Source organism: Roseateles sp. (assembly GCF_039929605.1).
Lineage (GTDB): Bacteria > Pseudomonadota > Gammaproteobacteria > Burkholderiales > Burkholderiaceae_C > Pelomonas.
This window is the reverse complement of record NZ_JBDSQX010000153.1, coordinates 15,626-36,752: the sequence shown is the minus strand read 5'-3', so window position 1 is coordinate 36,752 and position 21,127 is coordinate 15,626. Positions and strand designations below refer to the sequence as shown.

The window sequence follows — 21,127 nt, the reverse complement described above, 5'->3', positions numbered from 1 at the left end:
GCGCGGGCCCTCAAGGACTGAGCAGCGCAGGGAACCCCGAAGGGGCGGGGCGGCCAGGGGGGAGCTCTTTGCTTACTTTCTGGCGGCCCAGAAAGTGAGTCGCCCGCCGGGGCGAAATCCCGGCATGAGCCTGGCCATCAACCCACAGCAACGATGAGCCTCCTCACCATCCGCAACCTCAAGGTCCACTTCGGCAACTTCCCCGCCGTCGACGGCGTTGACCTCACCCTGGAACCAGGCGAACTCCTCGGCATCGTCGGCGAATCGGGCTCCGGCAAGTCCGTCGGTATGCTGGCCGTCATGGGCCTCATCGACGCCCCAGGCGTCGTGACCGCCGACGCGATGGAGTTCAACGGCCGCGACCTTCTGAAGCTATCGCCGCGCGAACGCCGCGCCCTCATCGGCCGCGATGTGGCCATGGTGTTCCAGGATGCACTCAGCAGCCTCAACCCCAGCTACACCGTCGGCGCCCAGATCGCCGAGGTGCTGAAGGCCCACCTCGGCCTGGGTGGTAAGGCAGCGAAACAACGTGTCATCGAGCTGCTGGATCTGGTCGAGATCCCCGACGCCGCCAACCGCATGGGCGCCTACCCGCACCAGCTCTCCGGCGGCATGAACCAGCGCGTGATGATCGCGATGGCGATTGCCTGCGGCCCCAAGCTGCTCATCGCCGACGAGCCGACCACGGCGCTGGACGTGACCATCCAGGCCCAGATCATGGCGCTGCTGCTGAGGCTGCAACGCGAGCAAGGCATGGGGCTGATCATGATCACGCATGACCTCGCCATCGTGGCCGAGATGGCGCAGCGCGTGGCGGTGATGTACGCCGGCCAGGTGGTCGAGACCGGCCCGGTGCCGGGCCTCTTCGACGCGCCACGCCACCCCTACACGAACGCGCTGCTGGCCGCGATCCCCGAGCACAACCAGGGCGCGAAGCGCCTGTCCGCCCTGCCCGGCATCGTGCCCGGCGCGGCGGACCGGCCCGTGGGCTGCCTGCTGTCGCCGCGCTGCCCGCGCGTGCAGCAGCGCTGCGTGGCCGAGCGGCCGGCGCTTGAACACGGCGTGCGCTGCTTCTTCCCCGTCGAAGAGGTGGCGCATGCCTGAGCTCCTCCTCGAAGCGACCGATCTCGCCCGGCACTACACAGTCAGCCGCGGCCTCTTCCAGCCCAAGGCGACGGTGAAAGCGCTCAACGGCGTGAGCTTCACACTGGCGCCCCGCAAGACGCTGGCCGTCGTCGGCGAATCCGGCTGCGGCAAGAGCACGCTGGCTCGTCAGCTCACGTTGATCGAACCGCCAACGCGAGGCTCGCTGAAGATCCGCGGCACCGACGCCGCCACTGCCGACAAGGCCACGTTGAAGGCCTTGCGTCGCGACGTGCAGATGGTGTTCCAGAACCCGTTCGCGTCACTGAACCCACGCAAGACGGTGGCGACGACGCTGGCCGAGCCGCTGGTCATCAACACGCCGCTGAGTGCCGCCGAACGGCAAGAGCGAGTCGAGGCGCTGGCCACCAAGGTAGGCCTGCGCCCCGAGCATCTGCGCCGTTATCCCCACATGTTCTCGGGCGGCCAGCGCCAACGCATCGCCATCGCGCGGGCCATGATCCTGAACCCGGGCATCGTCGTCGCCGACGAGCCGGTGAGTGCGCTGGACGTGTCCATCCAGGCCCAGATCCTGAATCTCTTCATGGACCTGCAGGATGAGTTCGGCACGGGCTATGTGTTCATCTCTCATAACCTGTCGGTCGTGGAGCATGTGGCCGACGACGTGATGGTGATGTACCTCGGCGCGGCCGTCGAGATCGGCGAGAAGAAGCGACTGTTCGCGGCACCTTTGCACCCCTACACGCGAGCGCTGATGAGCGCGACGCCAGCCCTGCGCAAGGCCGACCGACGTGAGCGCATCGTCATCCACGGCGAGCTGCCCAGCCCGCTGAACCCGCCGAGCGGCTGCGCCTTCCACAAGCGCTGCCCGCTGGCCATGCCGCGTTGCGTGGACGAGGCGCCGCTGCTGCGCGACGTGGACGGCAGGCGCGTGGCCTGCCACGCGGTGTAGCGCTGCGGGCCAACACGATCGGGCCATAACCACCGCGCATGCACGGCGGCCATACCGTCATGCGCAGAGTGTTGCTCGGGTGCCTACTGCACGGGATTGGGCCCTGCTGGCGCGTGAAGTGCGCCGCAAGAATCTTTGCATCCAGCAATGCAAAGGCAAGACCATGAAATTCCGGCACACCCCCATCGCCTGCGGCCTGAGCGCCCTGGTGCTGCTGCTGCAAGGCAACGCCTTCGCACAGCAACAGCCCGCTGACGGCGCCGGCGACACCGCCAAGCCCAAGACTCAGTCCCTGGATGCCGTCGTCGTCACGGGCATCCGCGCGGCTGCGGAACGTTCGTTGATGCTCAAGCGGGACGCCTCGGCCAACGTCGAGGTCATCACCGCCGTGGACGTGGGCAAGATGCCCGACAAGAACCTGGCCGACTCGCTGCAGCGAGTGGCTGGCGTGGCGGTGCGCACCGACTACGACGAGGCCGAGAAGGTGGCCATGCGCGGCACCAACCCGGACATGACGCTGATCCTGTTCAACGGCCACACGGTCAGCGGCGGCGACTGGTACATCTCCGACCAGACCTCCAGCAGCCGCTCCACCTCGCTGAGCCTGATGCCCAGCTCGGTGCTGAACTCGGCCACGGTCTACAAGACCTCGCAGTCCAACATCCTGGACGGCGGCCTGGCCGGCACCGTCAACGTGACGACGCGCAAGCCGCTGGACGAGAAGGCACGCTTCGGCGGCGTGGTCAGCGTCGGCGGCGTTTATGCCGACCTGCCGGACAAAACCAGCCCCCAGCTCAGCGCCACGCTGAACTGGAAGAGTGACGACAACCGCATCGGTGTCATCGGCCAGGTGTTCGCCGAGAAACGTTACGTGCGCCGCGACTCGGCCTCGCGCTTCGCCTACGGCGCCAGCAGCGGCTGGGACGTCATCAACACGGCGACGATGAAGGGCATCACCGACGCGTCGCTCGCCGGCTCGAGCTACACCGCCGCCGACCTCAACGGCGTGCGCCTACCTGGCAGCATGTCCACCGAGTTCGTCGAAGGCGTGCGCGACCGTAAGGGCGGCATGCTGTCGGTGCAGTGGCGGCCGACCGACAAGCTGGACGTGGGCATCACGGGCTTCCACTCCAAGATGGACTCGGACAACTACGGCCGCCTGACCTCAGGCGCGATGTACTCCATGCTGGTGGGCAAGGCCGAGCCGTTCGGCGCGGTGACCGCCGCCGCCGCCAACACCAGCTCGGGCGGCCAGCAGGTGTTCGCCTCTATCAGGAACCCGCAGATCGTCGAGGAGACGACCCTCTACGGCGACAAGATTCGCGTGCTGCGCGGCGCCACCATCGCCTACGCCCCGGGCACCACACCGCAGTACATCGGCAACTCCGAAGGCTTCTTCCGCAGCGGCGCCGGCGCCAGCAGCGGCTTCCTGGACCTGGACGCCACCTACAAGTTCAGCACCGACCTGAAGGTCAAGGGCTTGTTCAGCACCACGCGCGGCGTGGGCAGCACCGACCAGGACCGCGGGCTGACCTATGCCCGCTACGGCACGGGGGTGACCTTCCAGCTGCAGGGCGTCAACGATGCGCCCACCTGGAGCTACCAGGGCGCCGGCCCGGGCGCGTCGCCGGTGGCCAGCAACTACACGCTGATCGCCACCAACGCCCCCAACCGCTACAAGACTGTGGACCGCGAAAACAGCCTGGCGCTCGACGCGGAGTACCAGCAGAGCAGCGGCATCTTCCAGTCGCTGGAGTTCGGCGCCCGCTACGCCGACCACCACCGTGACCATGGCCGCTCGCAGCTCAAGCTCAAGAGTGCCAACCTCACGGCGCCGGACCCGGCGCTGGCCGTGGCCTATCCCGGCGACTTCGGTGCGGACTTGGGGCAAGGCTTCGACAACACCGGCTTCTACTACTCGCGCGACTTCCTGCGCCAGTACTTCGCCGACAAGTACAAGGCGACAACGCCCGAGTTCGAGCGCCTGGTGGCCAGCGAGATCGCGCTGCGCGAGCGCCAGGGCGCGATTTACTTCCAGCAGAACCTGGAGACCGCCGATGGCATGCTCAGCGGCAACGTCGGGCTGCGCTACGCGCGCACCATCGTCGATGCGCAGATCGCGACACCCGTGCCCACCGGCAAGTGCCTGCGCATCGAGCCGGCCAAGACGGTCGTGCCTTGCGCCGCCTACCCGACGGCCATCGTGACGGCCGGAGACGGCGCCACCTACCTCGACGGCGTGCCCTTCAACCCGAGCAGCGGCACGCTCTACTACAAGGCGCCTCAGCACAAGGTGTTCGACGACCTCCTGCCCAGCCTGAACGCGCGCTGGCAGGTAGCCCCCGACTGGATCGCGCGCCTCGGGCTGTCCAAGACGCTGGGGCGCCAGAACTACAACCTCTACGGCGCTGGCTTTACGGGCCAGGCCTGCACGGCGCAAGGGTGCACGGTCAACGGCCCCAACCCGGCACTGGAGCCGATGACGGCGGCCAACACGGACCTGTCGCTCGGCTGGTACTACGGGAAGCGCTCGGCCGTGGTGCTCAGCCTTTTCGACTCGTTGGTGCGTGGTTACCCCAAGACAGGCACCGTGAAGCAAGGGGTCACGGTCGACCTGCTGGACAACCAGAACGTGTTGCAGACCTACCAGATCAACTCCACGGGCCAGCAGCGCGCTCGCATCCAGGGCGCCGAGCTGAGTTGGGAACAGCCGATCTGGGGCGGCTTCGGCCTGCAGACCAACCTGAGCTACGCCGACACCAGCGTCGAAGACGGCCGGCCCATGGTGGGTGCGTCGCGCAAAAGCGCCAACATGGTGGGCTATTTCGAGACCGACTCGTTCAGCGTACGCCTCGCCTGGAACTACCGCAGCGAGTACGTCAACAGCACGACGGCACCGGCGCCCACAGCCAACAGCCAGGGCTTGTCGGTGGTGCAAGGCATCACGATGGCCACCGCACCGACCGTCCAGGCTCCCGTCACCAACGTGGCGCTGACGGTCAATTACAGCGTGACGCCGGGGCTGGAACTGTCGTTCAGCGGCACCAACCTGACCAACCCCGCGCGCGGTCAGTACCGCTACAGCGAACTGGAACAGCAGAAGCTCGACGTGTCGGGCCGGCAGTACTACCTGGAAGCGCGCTACAAGTTCTGAGCCTGTTCAGGCTGCAGCGCACATTGAAGGCCGGCGTGTTGGCTACACGCCGGCCTTTTCTCGTTCAGCGGTCGCGCTTCTTCGCAACTTCGTTGCCCACGACACCGCCGGCAGCGGCGCCGACGGCAGCACCTGCCGTCGAGCCGGTCACCACGCCACCGATCACCGCGCCTGCTGTGGCGCCGACGACGGTGCTGGTTTCACGCGAAGACATGCCGGCACACGCCGTCAGCGCCAACGTGGCTGCGGCGGCGACGGAGATAACGGCAACACGCCAGTAGGTGGCGCTGGATTGGGTTTGGAAAGTGGCGGTGTTCATGATGAGTTCCTTGTTATGGACTTGCCATGACTGAACTTTCGTTGTTTGCGGCCTCGGCCGGGGCCGGCCACCGGGCCTACGACGTGTCGGACGCCGCCCCCCGCCTGCCTAAGCAGAAAGCCACCCGAGGGTGGCTTTCTATGGTGCGGCGCTGTCAGGCGCCGGGGGTCACTTGGGCGCGGAGGCCGCGTCGGCCATGCACTTCTTGATGTGGCTCTTGGCAGCGGCGCCATGCAGCTTCTTGTCGGCGGCAGACTTTTCGCAAACCGGGCTGGCGGGGGCGGCGTCGGCAGGATTTGCCCCGACAGGCGCGTCGCCCGCCTTGGCGGACAGGCACTCCTTCATGAAGGCCTTGCGCTCGGCGCCCTTCTTGTCGCCGGCTTTGGCTTCCTTGTTGCAGGTCGCCATCTTGGACTGCTGGGCGGTGGGCGCCTTGTCCTCAGCGTGGGCGGCAAAAGCGGCCAGGCCGAGAGCGATGGCGAGAGTGAAGCTTTTCATCGGGGAGTCCTTCCTGTGGGAGGTGATCGGGCCGAGCCATTCAAGCATGGCCGCGCGGCGCTGCCAAGCCGGGCCGCCCCTCTCAGCAAGCTATGGGCCAGCACCGGGCCGCCCGCAAACCGCGGCGGCATGCCGGGCCGAGCGCCGGGCCGCTCCCAAGCCGGCCCCCAGGCGATGTGCAAGCAGCTCGATGCTGCTTGCATCGCCGTCCCCTCTGGGGGACCGATCGGGCTTGCCGGCGTTCAGCCGGCGCAAGACCGGGCGAGGGGCACATGCCTACAGGATCCGTCGCGGGTGGGCCAGGGCCTCGTGCGCGGCGTGCAGGCGGCGCACCAGCACACGGATGAAGGCGCTGTCGAAGCGATGCTGGCATTCCGGGCTCAGCTGGTTCATCGACTCGGGCTCGAAGCAGATCGTCGTGCATTCCTGCGTGACCTTGATGTCGGCACTGTGGCGGCGCAGGTCGGGGTTGGGCGCGAGGTAGGCCATCTCGCCCACGGACGTGCCCTGGCCGAGCGTGGCCACCAGCCGGCTGTCGCGGTAGACCTGCACCTCGCCGCGCGCAATGATGTGGAAGCTGCTGCCCTCCTGGCCGCGCCGGAAGAGAGCGTGGCCTTGCGGATAGCGCTTCCAGCGCGCGCGCCGCACCACTTCCCACAGCTGCACGTCACCGAAGTCCGCGAAGAACTCCAGCGCGCGCAGCATGTTGAAGCGCTCCGAATCGCGCACTTCGCCCAGCCGGTTCATCGGCACCTGCTGGCTGGCCACCAGGCCGGACAGTGCCTGCGCAAAGCTGTCCCAGTCGGCAAAGCGGTCGTGCGGGCCCTTGGCCAGCGCGCGCTGCACGACGGCGTCCAGCGCCTCGGTGACGCCCTCGCGCTGGCCCACCAGCGGCAGCGGCGGCTGGTGGTAGATCTGGTGCATCAGCGCCATCTGGTGCGGCGCGTCGAAGGGCGGGCGGCCGCTGATGAGGTGATACAGCACCGCGCCGAGCGCGTAGATGTCGGCGCGGCAGTCCACATCGGCGCCGTCGATCTGCTCGGGCGGCATGTAGGCCAGCGAGCCGACGCGGTGGATCTGCGTCGAGTCGGCATGCAGGTTCAGCGCCGAGCCGAAGTCGCTGACCTTCACGTCCACCACCTGGCCCGAGCCGTCCAGCACGGCCAGCAGGTTGGCCGGCTTCACGTCGCGGTGGATCAGCCCCTGGCGGTAGACATAGCCCAGCGCCATCGCGCACTTGAAGGCGATTTCGACGATCTGGTCCAGCGGCAGCAGGCGGTCGCTGCGGCAGAAATGCTTGAGCGTGACGCCCGGCACGTACTCCATGACGAGATAGGGCGCGGAGGCCTCGGCCACCGCGTCCAGGATGGCGACGACATTGGGGTGGTGCAGCCGCCCGGCCAGGGCCGCTTCGGCGCTGAAGAAGCGGTTGCTGAAGTCGCTGGACGGCGCATCCGGCGGCGGCGCCCAGGTGCGCATGCGCTTGATGGCCACGTCTTGAGCCTGGAAAGGGTCGCGGCCCAGGAACACGTCGCTGGTCGCGCCCTCGCCCAGGCGCTTGAGCACCTGGTAGCGGCCGATATGGGAAGGCAGGTCGTCTGCGGAGGCACTCACGCGGGGCATGATACGGGCCGCTCCCGGAGGTGCTGACCCTTGTTCTCCCACGTTTTTGTCGCCACAAACGACTTCGCGCGCGCCCTGGTTTTCTACCGCCCGCTGCTGGCTGGCCTCGGCATTGCCGAGCGTTTCTGCGATGCCACGAAACCCTGGGCCGGCTGGCAGAGCACCCCCGGCCCGCGCCCGCTGTTCGTGCTGGGCAAGCCGTTCGAGGGCGAGCATCAACCGGGAAACGGCCAGATGGTGGCGCTGCTGGCCACCAGCCACGACCAGGTCGACGCCGCCCACGCGACGGCGCTGGCCCACGGCGGCCGCTGCGAAGGCCCGCCCGGCCTGCGCCCCGAGTACCACGCGAATTACTACGGCGCCTATTTCCGCGACCCGGATGGCAACAAGCTCTGCGTCGCGTGTCACGAGGCTGCCTCCTAAAATCGCCTCATGATCCAAGCCAAGCAGGCGCTGCTCGCCGCACTCGCCGACTCTCTCCAGGAAATCGCCCCCGGCTCCAACGCCGCTGCGGCCTTCGAATCGCCCAAGCAGGCCGCCCATGGCGACTTCGCCTGCACCGCCGCCATGCAGCTGGCCAAGCCGCTGAAGGCCAACCCGCGCGAACTGGCCACGCGCCTGATCGCCGCCCTGCAAGCCAAGCCCGCCTTCCAGCAATGGGTGCAGGCGCTGGAGATCGCCGGCCCCGGCTTCATCAACATCCGCCTGAAGCCCGAGGCCAAGCAGGCCGTCGTAGCCGAGGTGCTGGGCGCGGGTGCGAAGTTCGGCCACCGTGAAGCGACCGGCAAGCACGTCATGGTGGAGTTCGTCTCCGCCAACCCGACCGGCCCGCTGCACGTCGGCCACGCGCGCCAGGCCGCCTTGGGCGACGCGATCTGCTCGGTCTTTCAGAGCCAGGGCCACGACGTGACCCGCGAGTTCTATTACAACGACGCCGGCGTGCAGATCGCCACGCTGGCTAACTCCACGCAGATGCGCCTCAAGGGCGTCAAGCCCGGCGACGCCGGCTGGCCCGAAGCTGCCTACAACGGCGACTACATCCAAGACATCGCCGATGCCTTCCTGGCGAAGGAAACCGTCAAGGCCGATGACCGCGAGTTCACCGCTTCGGGCGACGTCAACGACCTCGACAGCATCCGCCAGTTCGCCGTGGCCTACCTGCGCCACGAGCAGGATCTGGACCTGCAGGCCTTCGGCCTCAAGTTCGACAACTACTTCCTGGAGAGCAGCGTCTACGCGGGCGGCCAGTTGGAAGAAGCCGTCGCACGCATCGTCGCCAGCGGCAAGACCTACGAAGAAAGCGGCGCCCTCTGGTTCAAGTCGACCGACTACGGTGACGACAAGGACCGCGTCATGCGCAAGTCCGGGGGCGGCTTCACCTACTTCGTGCCCGACGTGGCCTACCACGTCAACAAGTTCGAGCGCGGCTACACGCAGTGCATCAACATCCAGGGCACCGACCACCACGGCACCATCGCCCGCGTACGCGGCGGCCTGCAAGCCCAGGGCCTCGGCATTCCGCAGGGCTTCCCGGATTACGTGCTGAACAAGATGGTGACGGTGATGAAGGGCGGCGAGGAGGTCAAGATCTCCAAGCGCGCCGGCAGCTACGTGACGCTGCGCGACCTCATCGACTGGACCAGCCGCGACGCGGTGCGCTTCTTCCTCATCAGCCGCAAGGCCGACACCGAGTTCGTCTTCGACATCGACCTCGCGCTCAAGGCCAACGACGAGAACCCGGTGTTCTACGTGCAGTACGCCCACGCCCGCATCTGCTCCGTGATCCGCAAATGGGAAGCCGACATGGGCGGCGACGTGGCGACGATTGCCGGCGCCGACTTCAGCCTGCTGACCGCGCCGACCGAAGAGGCGCTGATGCTCAAGCTGGCCGCCTACCCCGACATGCTGGCGGGCGCCGCCGCTGGCATTGCCCCGCACGACGTGGCCTTCTACGCCCGTGACCTGGCCGGCGCCTATCACTCCTATTACGGCGCCGAGCGCGTGCTGGGCCAGGCGCCCGAACTCAGCCGCGCCCGCGTCGCGCTGCTGGCCGCCACGCGCCAGGTGCTGGCCAACGCCCTGAACATGCTGGGCGTCAGCGCGCCCGAACAGATGAACCGCGACACCCCTGAATCGTCCGAATCCCTCACGGAGAGCGAATGACTGCTGCTACCAAATCCGCCAGCCAGAAGAACCAGAAAGGCGGCTTCATCCTCGGCCTCATCGTCGGCCTGCTGGTCGGCCTGGCCGTGGCCCTGAGCGTGGCCCTGTACATCACCAAGGTGCCCATTCCCTTCGTGAACAAGGTGCCGCAGCGCACGGCCGAGCAGGACGCCGCCGAGACCGAGCGCAACAAGAACTGGGACCCGAACGCCCCGCTGGCCGGCAAGGCCGCGCGCAGCGCCAGCGGCGTCGTCAATGCCCCGCCGCCGGCCACGACGACCGCCAGTGCCGCCGTGGCCGCCGCCAGCGCCGCAGCCGTGCTGGCGCCGCCAGCGGCAGCCCCGAAGCCCGCTGCAGCCAAGGCCGAGGGCGCCGCCTCCGTTGCAACCCCGGCGGCCGCCACGGGTGCCGACGCCTACATCTTCTTCGTGCAGGCCGGCGCCTTCACCCGGCCCGAGGAAGCCGAGGCCCAGCGGGCTAAGCTGGCCATCCAGGGCTTCACGGCCAAGCTGATGGAGCGTGAACAAAACGGCCGCACTGTCTACCGGGTGCGCCTCGGGCCCGTTGATACCCGTGACGAGGCCGAAGGCCTGCAACGCAAGATCGAGGCGGCCGGATTCGAGGCCAATCTCGTTCGTGTACAACGCTGAAACCCTGACAAGGACACCAGACGCCATGAAGCGCCGCGATTTCTCCACCCTGCTCGCCATCACCCCCCTTGCCGGTGCCGCCGGAACGGCCTTCGCCCAGGGCGGCCCCATCGAAGGCCGCCAGTACAAAGTGTTGCAGCAGCCGCTGGCCTCGCCGCCCGGCAAGATCGAGGTCGTCGAGTTCTTCTGGTACGGCTGCCCGCACTGCTACGCCTTCGAGTCCGCGATCGAGGCCTGGGCCAAGCAGCTGCCGGCGGACGTCGCCTTCCGCAAGGTGCACGTCGCGTTCCGCGCCAACGTCAAGATCCATCAGCGCATGTTCTATGCGCTGGAGGCCCTGGGCAAGGAAGCCGCCGCCCGCCCGGCCATCTTCAAGGCCATGCACGAACAGGGCATGGCGCTGGACGACGCCAAGAGCCAGGCCAAGTTCCTCAGCGCCCTCGGCGTGGACCCGACCAAGTACCAGGACGCCTACAACTCCTTCGGCGTGCAGACCAAGTGCACGCAGGCGGAGAAGCTGTCCGAGGCCTACAGCATCGACGGCGTGCCCAGCATCGGCATCGGCGGTCGTTTCCTGACCTCGCCCGGCTTGGCCGGCGTGGGCCAGCAGCTGCCCGAGCATGAGCTCGGCCAGCGCGCGTTGCAGTACACCGACTTCCTGATCCAGCGCGTACGGCGCAGGGCATGAAGCGACGTGACGCCGCGCTGGCGCTGGCGGCGGCCGGCCTCGTTCCGGCCAGCGCCCGGGCGCAGGGGGCCCCGGTGGAGGGCCGGCACTACGCTCGCCTCGGCCAGCCGCTGCCCGGAGCGCCGGGCCGGGTCGAGGTGGTCGAGTTCTTCTTCTACAGGTGCCCGCACTGCTTTGCATTCGACCCGTTGCTGGAGGCCTGGGTACGCCAGCTTCCTGCCGACGTCAGCTTCCGCCGCGTGCCGGTCGGCCAGCAGCTCGTGCTGAAGCTGCACCAGCGCATGTACTACGCGCTGGAGGCCATCGGTGCACTCACGCCCGCCGTGCACGGCGGCATCTTCAATGCGTTCCACCGCCAGGGGGTAGAGGCCAACGACGAGGCCGCCATCGTTGCCCTGGTCGGCAAGCTGGGCGTGGACAGCGGGAAGTTCAAGCAGGCCTTCTCGTCCTTCGGCGTGCAAGGCAAGTTGGCCCAAGGCCTGAAGCTAGCCGAACTGGCTCGCGTCGAGACGGTGCCTGCCCTCGTCATCGGCGGGCGCTACCGCACCGGCCCTGGCATGGGCGCCAGTCCCAACCAAAGCGAGGCCGCCAACGGCCAACAGGCTCTAGCCGTCGCCGATTTCCTGATCAAGTTGTCGCGAGAGAAAGGCTGAGGCCAGCGCCGCACCCATAGAATGGCCTGCAACTTCCGTGCCGCCATGTCTTTGCGACTCCTCATCCTCCTCGCTGCGCTCACCGCTACCGCTGCCCACGCAGAGAAGGGCGACCGCCTGAAGCCAATGGTCTTCACGTCCGACAAAACGGGCGTGATCGACGGCGTCAACCAGCGCACCGAACTGCAAGGCAACGTCATCATCACCCAGGGCAGCCTGGTGATGAGCGCCGAGAAGGTGGACGTGCGGGAGACGCGCGACGGCTATGTGCAGGCCTACGCAAGCGGCGCCACCGGCAAGCCGGTCAGCTTCCGCCAGGCGCGCGACCAGCCCGGCGAAGCCATCGAAGGCGTGGCCGACCAGCTCGAATACGACACCCGCACCGAGAACGTGCGCTTCATTGGCAACGCCAATGTGCGCAGCACGCGTGGGGCGACGATTGCCAACGAGGTGACGGGCGCCGTCATCGTCTACAACAGCCGCACCGAGGTCTTCACACTGGAAGGCGGCAGCGCCTCGCCCAACCCGAACGGCCGCACGCGCATCGTCCTGATGCCGCGCCCCCAGCCGGCCGACGACGCCGCCTCGGCACCGCCCGCGCCGTTGCCGCTGAAGCCGTCGACGACGCTGCAGCCGGGCAAGCCTTTGTGATGAGCGACAGCGCCGCGACCCTCCAGCCCGCGATCCCGGCCTGCGGCAGCCGGCTCGAAGCCGAGGGCCTGGCCAAGACCTACGGCGTGCGCAAGGTCGTCAAGGACGTGCATGTGCGCGTCGACTGCGGCGAGGTCGTCGGCCTGCTCGGCCCCAACGGCGCGGGCAAGACGACCAGCTTCTACATGATCGTCGGCCTCGTCCGCTCCGACGCCGGCATCATCCGCATCGACGGCTCCGAGGTGCAGCGCCTGCCCATCCACCAGCGCGCGCGGCTGGGCCTGAGCTATCTGCCGCAGGAAGCCTCGATCTTCCGCAAGCTCACCGTGGCGCAGAACATCCGCGCCGTGCTGGAGCTGCAGGTGGACGCCAAGGGCAAGTCGCTCGGCAAGGCGCGCATCGACGAGCTGCTGAACGGCCTGCTGCACGACCTCTCCATCGATGGCCTGCGCGACAGCCCGGCGCCGGCGCTGTCGGGCGGCGAGCGCCGCCGCGTCGAGATCGCCCGTGCGCTGGCCACGCAGCCGCGCTTCATCCTGCTGGACGAGCCCTTTGCCGGCGTCGACCCCATCGCCGTGCTGGAGATCCAGCGCATCATCGGTTTCCTGAAGAGCCGCGGCATCGGCGTGCTGATCACGGACCACAACGTCCGCGAGACGCTCGGCATCTGCGACCGCGCCTACATCATCAGCGAGGGCGCCGTGCTCGCCGAAGGCACGCCCGACGAGATCGTGGCCAACGCCGACGTGCGCAAGGTCTATCTCGGCGAAAACTTTAGGATGTAAGGGATGGACCACCCCTCGCCCATCCTCGCGTCGCTGAACGCGAGCGAGTCTGGTCGGTCCCCCGAGGGGACGGCGATGCTTGCCGCATTGAGCGGCAAGCACATCGCCTACGCGGGCCGGCTTGGGAGCGGCCCGGCGCTCGGCCCGAAGGCACCACAGCTTCGCGTCGCACTATGAAGCAAACGCTCCAGGTCCGCCTCAGTCAGCACCTCGCGCTGACGCCCCAGCTGCAGCAATCCATCCGGCTGCTGCAGTTGTCGACGCTTGAGCTGAACCAGGAAGTCGAGCAGATGCTGGCGACCAACCCGCTGCTGGACACCGAGGAAGAGTTCACCGTCACGGCGCCCGAGCTGGCCGCCAACGCGCCGGCCGAGAGCGGCACCGAGGCGTCGGCCGGTGAATCGGAAAGCGGCGACGCCCCCGAGCTGAACGCCGAGGAGTTCGGCGGCACCGAGCGCGAGGACTGGGAGAACGGCACCGAGCGCGACGACTTCGACGGCATCCGCGAGCTGCCCAGCAGCAGCTCCGGCACTGGCAGCGGCGACGACGACGGCGAACGCGAGAGCCAGGAGTTCGCCGAGGTGACGCTGGCCGAGCACCTCATCCAGCAGCTCGCCGGTCACCACCTGTCCCCGGCGGACCGCGCCGCGCTGCAGATCCTCATCGAGTCACTGAATGAAAACGGTTATCTCGAGGACCCGCTCGACGAGATCGCCGCCTCGCTGGCCGAGGACGAAGAGACGCGCGAGGAGCTGCTGGACCACCTGCGCATCGCCCTGCGCCTGCTGCAGAGCCTGGACCCGGCCGGCATCGCCGCGCGCGACCTGTCCGAATGCCTGGTGCTGCAACTGCGTGCCTGCCCCAAGTGCCCGGCCCAGGCCGCCGCCATCCTGATCTGCAAGGGTCATCTGGAGCTGCTCGCCCGCCGCGACATGCGCCGCCTGATGGCCGAGACCGGCGCCGACGAACACATCCTGCGCGAGGCGCAGGGGCTGATCACCCGGCTAGAACCCAAGCCAGGCCGCCGCTTCGCCCGTGGCGCCGCTGCGGCCATCGTGCCCGACGTCATCGTGCGCAAGGTGGGCCGCGAGTTCCGCGTCATGCTCAACCCCGAGGTGGCGCCCAAGCTGCGCATCAACGAGCTCTACGCTAACGCGCTGCGCGCCACGCGCGGCGGCATCAGCAACTCGCCGCTGGGCGGGCAGCTGCAGGAGGCGCGCTGGTTCATCAAGAACATCCAGCAGCGCTTCGACACCATCCTGCGCGTCAGTCAGGCCATTGTGGAGCGCCAGCGCGGCTTCTTCACCCATGGCGCGCTGGCCATGAAGCCGCTAGTGCTGCGCGAGATCGCCGACGAACTCGGCCTGCACGAGTCCACCATCTCGCGCGTGACGACCGCAAAGTACATGGCCACGAGCTGGGGCACCTTCGAGCTGAAGTATTTCTTTGGTTCGGGCCTGAGCACGGAAGCCGGCGGCGAGGCGTCCAGCACGGCGGTGCGCGCCCTCATCAAGCAGTTCGTCGCGGCCGAGGACATCAAGAAGCCGCTGTCCGACAGCGCGCTCGCGGGCATGCTGGAAGAGCAAGGCATCCAGTGCGCACGGCGCACGGTGGCCAAGTACCGCGAAGGCATGAAGATCGCGCCCGCCAACCTGCGCAAGGCGCTTTAAGCCGCAGCTGGCCCTGCCGACTCATCAGTCTTTCGACTTCCCCGTCTCCGGCGCCAGCGGCTCGAACACGAAGCGCATGCCGCGTGTGTAGCTCTCCGCCTTGGTGCCCGCATGCCGCTCGCCGTCGATGACGCGGCTCTGGAACACCAGCTCGGGGTGCTTCAGCTCGGGCAGCAGGGCCTGGTAGCGCTTGATGCCGGCCAGGAAGGCAGGCCATTCGTTCTCGGCGCCGGTCACGAACAGCCGCGCCTTGATGGGCTTGCCCGTCGCGGCATAGGCCTTGGCCTGGCCGATGATCCAGTCGTTGCCCACGACCACGGCCGGGCTGGCAGCGATGTAGCCCTTGAAGAGATCGGGCTTGGCGTACATCGCATGCAGCGTGAACAGCCCGCCGAGCGAGCTGCCGGCCAGGTAGCGCTGGGCCGGGTCGGCGCGGTACTCGCGCTCCAGCAACGGGAAGATGTCCTTCTCCAGCGAGGCGATGAACTTGTCGGCGTTGCCCGGGCGCACAGGCGACAACTCCCAACCGCGCAGCTCGCCGTAGTCGAGGTTGTCGCCCGCGTAGCCCAGGCCCACGGTGATGAACTCGGACACGACCTTGTCGTAGGCCAGGTTGTTGTACGAAGCAACGATGGTGGCGAAGTCCCAGTAGCCATCGGTCACGTAGAGCACCGGATAGCGGCGCTTGGGCTCCTTGGCGAAGGACGCCGGCAGGTGGACGTGCAGCTGATACGTGCGGCCGTCGGCATTCTTGGGCAGCGCGCGGAGCAGCGTGTTGGGGATGGTGTGCGCGGGGTAGGCCGACGCCGGGTCGGCGGCATGCGCATGAAGCGCACTGAACAGCAAGGCCAGGGTCAGGACGATTCGCTTCATGGTTTTCGGCAGGCCGTGGATAACGCTGTCCAGTTTATGGGCGGCGACAATGCCGCCCGTGAGCCTGCCCAACAAACTCTCCCTGTTCGTTTCCTGCGCCGGTGGCGTCGAGCCCCTGCTGGAGGAGGAGCTCAAACGCTTCCTGCCGCCCGGCGTGCGCAGCAAGGTGGAACCGCTGCGCGGTGGCTGCGGCCTGATCGGCAGCCTTGAAGATGCAATGAAGATCAACCTGGAGAGCCGGCTCGCGCAGCGCGTGCTCATCGAGCTGATCGAAGGACCCTACCGCCACGAGGATGACCTCTACGTGCTGGCCGGCCGCGTCGACTGGAGCGACTGGATCACGCCGCGCGAGACGATCCGCGTCGACACCATCGCCCAGCGCTCGCCGCTGAAGAGCCTGAACTTCACGACGCTGCGCATCAAGGACGCGATCTGCGACCAGTTGCGCGAGCTGACCGGCGAGCGCCCCAGCGTGGACACGCACTCGCCCGACCTGCCCGTGCTGCTGCACGTCGGCCCCGAGCGCGCGGCGATCTACGTGGACACCTCAGGCGAGCCGCTGTTCAAGCGCGGCTGGCGGGTCGACAAGGGCGATGCGCCGCTGAAGGAGACGCTGGCCGCCGCGATGCTGGCTGCTGCTGGCTGGCGTGGCGAGAGCGCGCTGCACGACCCCTGCTGCGGCTCCGGCACCATCCCCATCGAGGCCGCGCTGATCGCCTGCGACTCCGCACCCGGCCTGACCCGGCGCTTCGCCTTCGAGCGCCAGATCCCGTTCTCCACGCCGGCGATGAAGACGGCCTGGGCCGCCCTCACCGAGGCGGCCCGCGCCCGCATCCACGCGCCTGCCGTGCCCATCTACGCCAGCGACATCGCCTTTCGCATGGTCGACTTCGCGCGCCGCAACGCCGAGCGTGCGGGCGTGGCGGCCTACATCCAATTCAACGGCGGTGACGCGCTGGAACGGCCCGCGCCGCAACTGCCCGAGGGCATGGCCGGCAGCATCCTGATGAACCCGCCCTACGGCGAGCGCATCGAGGTGCGTGGCAAGGCCGCCATGTCCCGCGACGCGCAGGGCTCCGAAGAACTGGACGCGGGCGACGACTTCTTCCCCCGCCTGGCCTCGCATTGGAAGCGCCAGTACACCGAGAACCCCGCCGGCTGGACGGCCTGGATGCTCAGCCCCGACATGAAGCTGCCGAGCAAGATGCGGCTGAAGGAAGCCCGCCGCGTGCCGATGTGGAACGGCCCCATCGAATGCCGTCTGTTCCGCTTCGACCTCATCAAGGGATCGGCGCGCAAGCCGGCGCCGGACGCCACGACCTGACCCTTCAGCGCAACCGACGCTGGTGCAGGGCAAGGCCCCCCAGCGCGGCGGCGCACAGCGTGATGGGCACCAAGCTCGCCCAGTTCATCCACTGCCAGCCACCGGTCGTGACGAGCGCGCCTGACGAGAACGAGGTCAACGTCATCGTCGCGTAGACGCCGGTGTCCATCAGCCCCTGCGCCCGCGTCTTCTCCTCGGGGCGGTAAGCCTGCGTGAACAGCGTCGTGCCGCCGATGTAGAGGAAGTTCCAGCCGACGCCCAGCACCAGCAATGCGCCGAGGAAGCGCTCCAAATCCTGTCCCGACAGCGCGAACACGACGCAGCCGAGGTTGAGCAGCACGCCCACCCCCATCACCGGCAACACGCCGACCTTGCGGATCAGCGGCCCGGTGAAGAAGCTCGGCACGAACATGCCCAGCACATGCCACTGCAGCACCAGGCCGGCGTCGGCGAAGGACAGGCCGCACTGGCCCATGGCGATGGGCGTGGCCGACATCAGCAGGCTCATGACGCCGTAACCGAGCGCACTCGCCGCCATCGCGACGATGAAGACCGGCTGGCGCAGCAGCTCCGCGCCGCTGCGGCCGCCCGCGCCCGGTGCCGGCCGGACGAGCGGCGGGAAGTCGATCAGCGAGATCAGCCCCAGGCCGACCACCGCGACGCCCATCAGCAGCAGATACGCCCCCGCGAACGGCGCCACCAGCAGGTTCTGGCTTTCACGCGCCAGCAGCGGGCCGATGAAGGCGCCCAGGCAGCCGCCGCCCAGCACCCAGGAGATGGCGGCCTCGCGCTTTTCGGGCGCGACGATCTCGGTGGCGGCGAAGCGGTAGAGCGCCGCGTTCGCGCTGTAGTAGCCGCCCATCAGCGTCGCCCCGACGACGCCCCAGAACTGCTGGTGCAGCACGCTCCACAGCGCCATGGCCGAGCTGACGATGGCGACCAACAAGCCGATCTGGAAGCCGCGCCGCCGCCCGAAGCGCAGCTGATGCCGGCCCACCATGCGCGCCATCAGCGCACCGCCGCCCACGTAGGCGCAGATGGGCAGCGTCGCCATCCACGGCCGCGGCGCCAGCGCCAGGCCGACGAGGCCGTTGATAGCCACGAGGCAGATGTTGTTGGTGAGGAAGAGGCCCTGCGCCAGGACAAGCAGCGCGAGCTTCTTGTTCACGACAAGGCCAGCCAGGACAGAACGGCCAGCGGGGCTGTGTCGGCACGCAGGATTCGCGGTCCGAGCGAGATGGCCGCGAAGCCGCGGGCGCGGGCGCTGTCTTCCTCGGCGTCGCTGAGGCCGCCTTCAGGGCCACTCAGGAAAAGGGCTCGTCCCTGCGCAAACGCCGCCAACGGCTGGGCCGCGCGCGGGCTCAGCAAGCCGCGCCATTCGTCATCGGCCGGTTCAGGCAGCGCCGCCAGCCAGACGGCCAGCGTCATGACGGGCTCGATGCGCGTCGGCACCGTGCGCCCGCTCTGCTCGGCCGCAGCGATGGCCACGCCCTGCCAGTGCGCGCGTTTCTTGTCGGCCCGCTCGCCGGCCAGGCGCAGCACCGAGCGCTCTGAGACGAGCGGCTGCAGCGCCGCAGCGCCCAGTTCGGTGGCTTTTTCGACGAGAAAGTCCATGCGGTCGTTGGCCGGCATGACGACGGCCAGCGTCACCGCCCGCGCGAGTTCGCGCAGCGGATGTTCGACGGCGAGCAGGCTCACGCGCACCTCGCTGCGCCCCATCGCCGTGACCTCGGCCCGCCATTCCGGGCCGCTGCCGTCGAACAACGTCAGCGCGTCACCCGGTTGCAGGCGCAGCACCTGCACATGGCGTGCAGCACCAGCCGGCAAAGCAAATTCGCCAGGCTGAACGAGCGGGGTGTCAACAAAGAAGCGCGGCAAGGCGTGGGACTTTCTGCGGGCCGAGCGCCGGGCCGCTCCCAAGCCGGCCCGTCTGGCGATGTGCGAGCGGGGCACGCCCCGCGAGCATCGCCGTCCCCTCGGGGGCTGAGCCCGGACACATTGCGCCCAGTGGGCGCGATGTGCCTGGCGAAGCGTTGCGGCGCAAGCCGCAGCGCGGTCCCGACTGGACTCGCGCGCGTTCAGCGGCGAGCCCGGGCGAGGGGTCAACTATTTAGCGGCGATTTGCGCGTCCAGCTCTTTGCAGGACGGTGAGCACACCGGCTGCGACTTGCCGAGCAGTTTCTTGGACTTCAGCATCGCGCGAGGGCGATGCTTGCCGCATAGGAAGCAGGACATGGTTGCTGCGCCGAAAGACGAGGTCGCCGCAAATGGCGAGCCCGGAGCTTTGGAACGGTAGCGCAGGCCATCTGCTTCGATGGTGGTCTTGGTGGTTTCTTTGGCCACACTGGTCCTGTCGAAGAGTTTGAAAAGGGGGTGGCGCCGGAGGCGCTCGGGCCCTGTATTTTCCACCATGTCTGCGGGACTCGCCCTAGGGCTTTCAACACCCCTTGAAATTGGCCGGCCTCTTGCCCGCCCAGGCGGCCTGTCCCTCGGCCAGATCGGCGGAGTCGCGGGCCTTCAAAACATCTGCGGCCAGGCGGCTCTCGTCGAGCCGGCCGGCCGCAATGGCATTGAGATGCTGCTTCATCGGCAGCAGGGCCAGCGGCGCCATGGCCAGCAGTTGGGCCGTCAGCGCGGCAATGGCCGAATCGAGCGTGTCGACGTCGGGCAGCAACTGGTCCAGATAGCCGCAAGCCAGCAGCGCCGGCGCATCCAGCGTGCGGCCGGCCAGCAGCACCTGCTTGGCGGTGGCCAGGCCCAGGCGGTCGACAAAGCGGCGCAGGCCGCCGGCATAGAAATGCAGGCCGACGCGCGCCGCCGGCACGAACATGTCGACGGCCGGCGTGCCGAGGCGGAAGTCGCAGGCCAGCGCTAAGTCGGCCGCGCCGCCGTAAGCGCCCCCATGCAGCCGCGCGACGGTGATGGGCCGCGCGGCCTCCAGCGCGTCGGCCAGTTCGCCAAAGCGCGCACCGGCGTCGACGGCGACCAGCGCGCCGAGGTCGAAGCCGCTGCAGAAGTGCCTGCCCTCGCCGGCCAGCACGAGCACACGCACGGCGACGTTCGCATTCACGGTGTCGATGAAGCCGCGCAGCGTGGCGAGGTCGTCGACGGTCAGGCGGTTGGCCTGGCGCGGCCGGCGCAGTGTGATGCGCGCAACGTCGTTGTCTTCGACCGTCAGCAGCGGTGGCTGGCCGCTCACCGGTGCACCCTTCGGCCTGCGGCCTGTCCCCCCGGGCGGGAGCGAGCTTGCTTGGGGCGGCCCGGCACAGCGCTCACGGGCGCCGCCGCGCCACGCGGTGGCGCAAGGCGTAACCGTCGTTCAGCCGCGCAAACGTCGCACTGCGTTCCGCCTCGGCCAGCTCGCGCAGCGCCTGGGATTGCGTCGGGCGCAGGCGGGCATCCTGGTGCAGCACGAGTTCAGCGATGAGCGCCCAGTCCACGTCCAGCTCGGCGGGCCAGACCAGCGCCTCGTGCGGCAGCTGGGCGAGCAGTTGATGCAGTGCGCCGAAGGCGGTCTCCGCTGGGACGAGGGCGGCCAGCTCGGGCCAGCGGCCCAGCACTGGCGCGTCCAGCCGTTGCGGCCGCCACAGCGCGCACAGCCACTGCGGTGCATGGTTCTCGACGATCGGCCCTCGGGGCGCCTGCACCACCTCGGCACTGGCGCCACGCACACGTCGCACCAGCGCCGTCCAGGCCTGGGGCTGCCAGCTCGCCAGCAGCTGCGCGGGGCGATCGGCGCGCGGCACGGGGAGGTTGACACGCGGCACGTCATTGATCGGCGGCGGCGGCGGCACCTGGGGCAGCTCGATGTCCTCGATGTCCTGCACCTCATAGCCGCGCGCCTTCAACCGCGCCTTCTTGGCTTCGTCGAGGGTGGCGCGGCCGGCGTCCAGCAAGCGGCCGAGGTCCAGGTCGAGCGGCGGCGGCGCGGGCGCACGCCAGCCGTCGAGGACGCGCGCGGGGTCGAAATCGTCGGTCTTTGCCATGGCGGTGCGGCATTGTGACGACGTAAGCTCGCGC

Annotated in this window: 21 protein-coding genes; 12 read left to right on the top strand and 9 right to left on the bottom strand. The window is 68.6% G+C overall.

The genetic code is table 11. The features are described 5' to 3' along the window. Nucleotides 1-153: 153 nt before the first annotated feature. From ABIS05_RS21075 to ABIS05_RS21065, 3 genes are all read left to right on the top strand, one after another. Nucleotides 154-1,104, top strand: a complete 951-nt coding sequence (locus ABIS05_RS21075) for an ABC transporter ATP-binding protein (RefSeq protein ID WP_348010060.1) — start codon at nt 154-156, stop codon at nt 1,102-1,104. After that, the gene (locus tag ABIS05_RS21070; protein WP_348010059.1) at nt 1,097-2,056 is read left to right on the top strand and encodes a peptide ABC transporter ATP-binding protein; all 960 of its coding nucleotides are present in this window, start codon (nt 1,097-1,099) and stop codon (nt 2,054-2,056) included. Before ABIS05_RS21075 ends, ABIS05_RS21070 begins: the two co-directional genes overlap by 8 nt. Before the next feature lie 163 nt (nt 2,057-2,219). After that, a complete protein-coding gene (locus ABIS05_RS21065; RefSeq protein WP_348010058.1) occupies nt 2,220-5,210 on the top strand; it encodes a TonB-dependent receptor in 2,991 nt (996 codons plus the stop codon). A gap of 64 nt (nt 5,211-5,274) precedes the next feature. Here ABIS05_RS21065 and ABIS05_RS21060 read toward each other — a convergent pair whose 3' ends face one another. The 3 genes from ABIS05_RS21060 to ABIS05_RS21050 form a co-directional block, all read right to left on the bottom strand. Next, on the bottom strand, nt 5,275-5,529 hold the full coding sequence (locus ABIS05_RS21060; RefSeq protein WP_348010057.1) for a glycine zipper domain-containing protein: 255 nt from the start codon (nt 5,527-5,529) through the stop codon (nt 5,275-5,277). Nucleotides 5,530-5,697: 168 nt separating this feature from the next. Beyond that, the gene (locus ABIS05_RS21055; RefSeq protein ID WP_348010056.1) at nt 5,698-6,027 is read right to left on the bottom strand and encodes a PsiF family protein; all 330 of its coding nucleotides are present in this window, start codon (nt 6,025-6,027) and stop codon (nt 5,698-5,700) included. Nucleotides 6,028-6,303: 276 nt separating this feature from the next. Further along, nucleotides 6,304-7,650 (bottom strand): serine/threonine-protein kinase, encoded by a 1,347-nt coding sequence (locus ABIS05_RS21050; protein ID WP_407074835.1) that lies wholly within the window; start codon nt 7,648-7,650, stop codon nt 6,304-6,306. 30 nt (nt 7,651-7,680) lie between these two features. Between ABIS05_RS21050 and ABIS05_RS21045 the strand changes: the two genes are divergently transcribed. The 8 genes from ABIS05_RS21045 (at nt 7,681) to ABIS05_RS21010 (ending at nt 14,910) form a co-directional block, all read left to right on the top strand. Then, on the top strand, nt 7,681-8,073 hold the full coding sequence (locus tag ABIS05_RS21045) for a VOC family protein (RefSeq protein ID WP_348010054.1): 393 nt from the start codon (nt 7,681-7,683) through the stop codon (nt 8,071-8,073). A gap of 9 nt (nt 8,074-8,082) precedes the next feature. Continuing rightward, nucleotides 8,083-9,813 (top strand): arginine--tRNA ligase, encoded by a 1,731-nt coding sequence (gene argS, locus ABIS05_RS21040; protein WP_348010053.1) that lies wholly within the window; start codon nt 8,083-8,085, stop codon nt 9,811-9,813. Then, complete coding sequence (locus tag ABIS05_RS21035) at nt 9,810-10,463, top strand: SPOR domain-containing protein (RefSeq protein ID WP_348010052.1); 654 nt, start codon at nt 9,810-9,812, stop codon at nt 10,461-10,463. The genes argS and ABIS05_RS21035 overlap by 4 nt, the downstream gene beginning before the upstream one ends. A 25-nt stretch (nt 10,464-10,488) precedes the next feature. Beyond that, entirely contained in the window at nt 10,489-11,151 is a 663-nt protein-coding gene (locus ABIS05_RS21030; protein ID WP_348010051.1) for a thiol:disulfide interchange protein DsbA/DsbL, read from the top strand. Then, nucleotides 11,148-11,804 carry a thiol:disulfide interchange protein DsbA/DsbL gene (locus tag ABIS05_RS21025; protein ID WP_348010050.1) on the top strand — a complete coding sequence of 219 codons (657 nt, stop codon included), beginning with the start codon at nt 11,148-11,150 and terminating at the stop codon, nt 11,802-11,804. Before ABIS05_RS21030 ends, ABIS05_RS21025 begins: the two co-directional genes overlap by 4 nt. 45 nt (nt 11,805-11,849) lie before the next feature. After that, complete coding sequence (gene lptA / locus ABIS05_RS21020; protein WP_348010049.1) at nt 11,850-12,455, top strand: lipopolysaccharide transport periplasmic protein LptA; 606 nt, start codon at nt 11,850-11,852, stop codon at nt 12,453-12,455. Continuing rightward, on the top strand, nt 12,455-13,240 hold the full coding sequence (lptB, locus tag ABIS05_RS21015; RefSeq protein WP_348010048.1) for an LPS export ABC transporter ATP-binding protein: 786 nt from the start codon (nt 12,455-12,457) through the stop codon (nt 13,238-13,240). The genes lptA and lptB overlap by 1 nt, the downstream gene beginning before the upstream one ends. 173 nt (nt 13,241-13,413) lie before the next feature. Next, nucleotides 13,414-14,910 carry an RNA polymerase factor sigma-54 gene (locus ABIS05_RS21010; RefSeq protein WP_348010047.1) on the top strand — a complete coding sequence of 499 codons (1,497 nt, stop codon included), beginning with the start codon at nt 13,414-13,416 and terminating at the stop codon, nt 14,908-14,910. Between the two features lie 24 nt (nt 14,911-14,934). On the opposite strand, the gene ABIS05_RS21005 is transcribed toward ABIS05_RS21010, so the two are convergent. Next, nucleotides 14,935-15,783 carry an alpha/beta hydrolase-fold protein gene (locus ABIS05_RS21005; RefSeq protein ID WP_348010046.1) on the bottom strand — a complete coding sequence of 283 codons (849 nt, stop codon included), beginning with the start codon at nt 15,781-15,783 and terminating at the stop codon, nt 14,935-14,937. 49 nt (nt 15,784-15,832) lie between these two features. Between ABIS05_RS21005 and ABIS05_RS21000 the strand changes: the two genes are divergently transcribed. Continuing rightward, nucleotides 15,833-17,107 carry a class I SAM-dependent RNA methyltransferase gene (locus tag ABIS05_RS21000; RefSeq protein WP_407074834.1) on the top strand — a complete coding sequence of 425 codons (1,275 nt, stop codon included), beginning with the start codon at nt 15,833-15,835 and terminating at the stop codon, nt 17,105-17,107. A 4-nt stretch (nt 17,108-17,111) separates the two neighbouring features. Here ABIS05_RS21000 and ABIS05_RS20995 read toward each other — a convergent pair whose 3' ends face one another. From ABIS05_RS20995 to ABIS05_RS20975, 5 genes are all read right to left on the bottom strand, one after another. Then, nucleotides 17,112-18,275 carry an MFS transporter gene (locus ABIS05_RS20995; protein ID WP_348010044.1) on the bottom strand — a complete coding sequence of 388 codons (1,164 nt, stop codon included), beginning with the start codon at nt 18,273-18,275 and terminating at the stop codon, nt 17,112-17,114. Then, complete coding sequence (locus ABIS05_RS20990; RefSeq protein ID WP_407074833.1) at nt 18,272-18,985, bottom strand: 16S rRNA (uracil(1498)-N(3))-methyltransferase; 714 nt, start codon at nt 18,983-18,985, stop codon at nt 18,272-18,274. Before ABIS05_RS20990 ends, ABIS05_RS20995 begins: the two co-directional genes overlap by 4 nt. Nucleotides 18,986-19,213: 228 nt before the next feature. Beyond that, nucleotides 19,214-19,450 (bottom strand): hypothetical protein, encoded by a 237-nt coding sequence (locus ABIS05_RS20985; protein ID WP_056266878.1) that lies wholly within the window; start codon nt 19,448-19,450, stop codon nt 19,214-19,216. A gap of 94 nt (nt 19,451-19,544) precedes the next feature. Beyond that, nucleotides 19,545-20,306 carry an enoyl-CoA hydratase/isomerase family protein gene (locus ABIS05_RS20980; protein ID WP_348010042.1) on the bottom strand — a complete coding sequence of 254 codons (762 nt, stop codon included), beginning with the start codon at nt 20,304-20,306 and terminating at the stop codon, nt 19,545-19,547. 73 nt (nt 20,307-20,379) lie between these two features. Next, a complete protein-coding gene (locus tag ABIS05_RS20975) occupies nt 20,380-21,093 on the bottom strand; it encodes a hypothetical protein (protein WP_348010041.1) in 714 nt (237 codons plus the stop codon). Nucleotides 21,094-21,127: the final 34 nt, after the last annotated feature.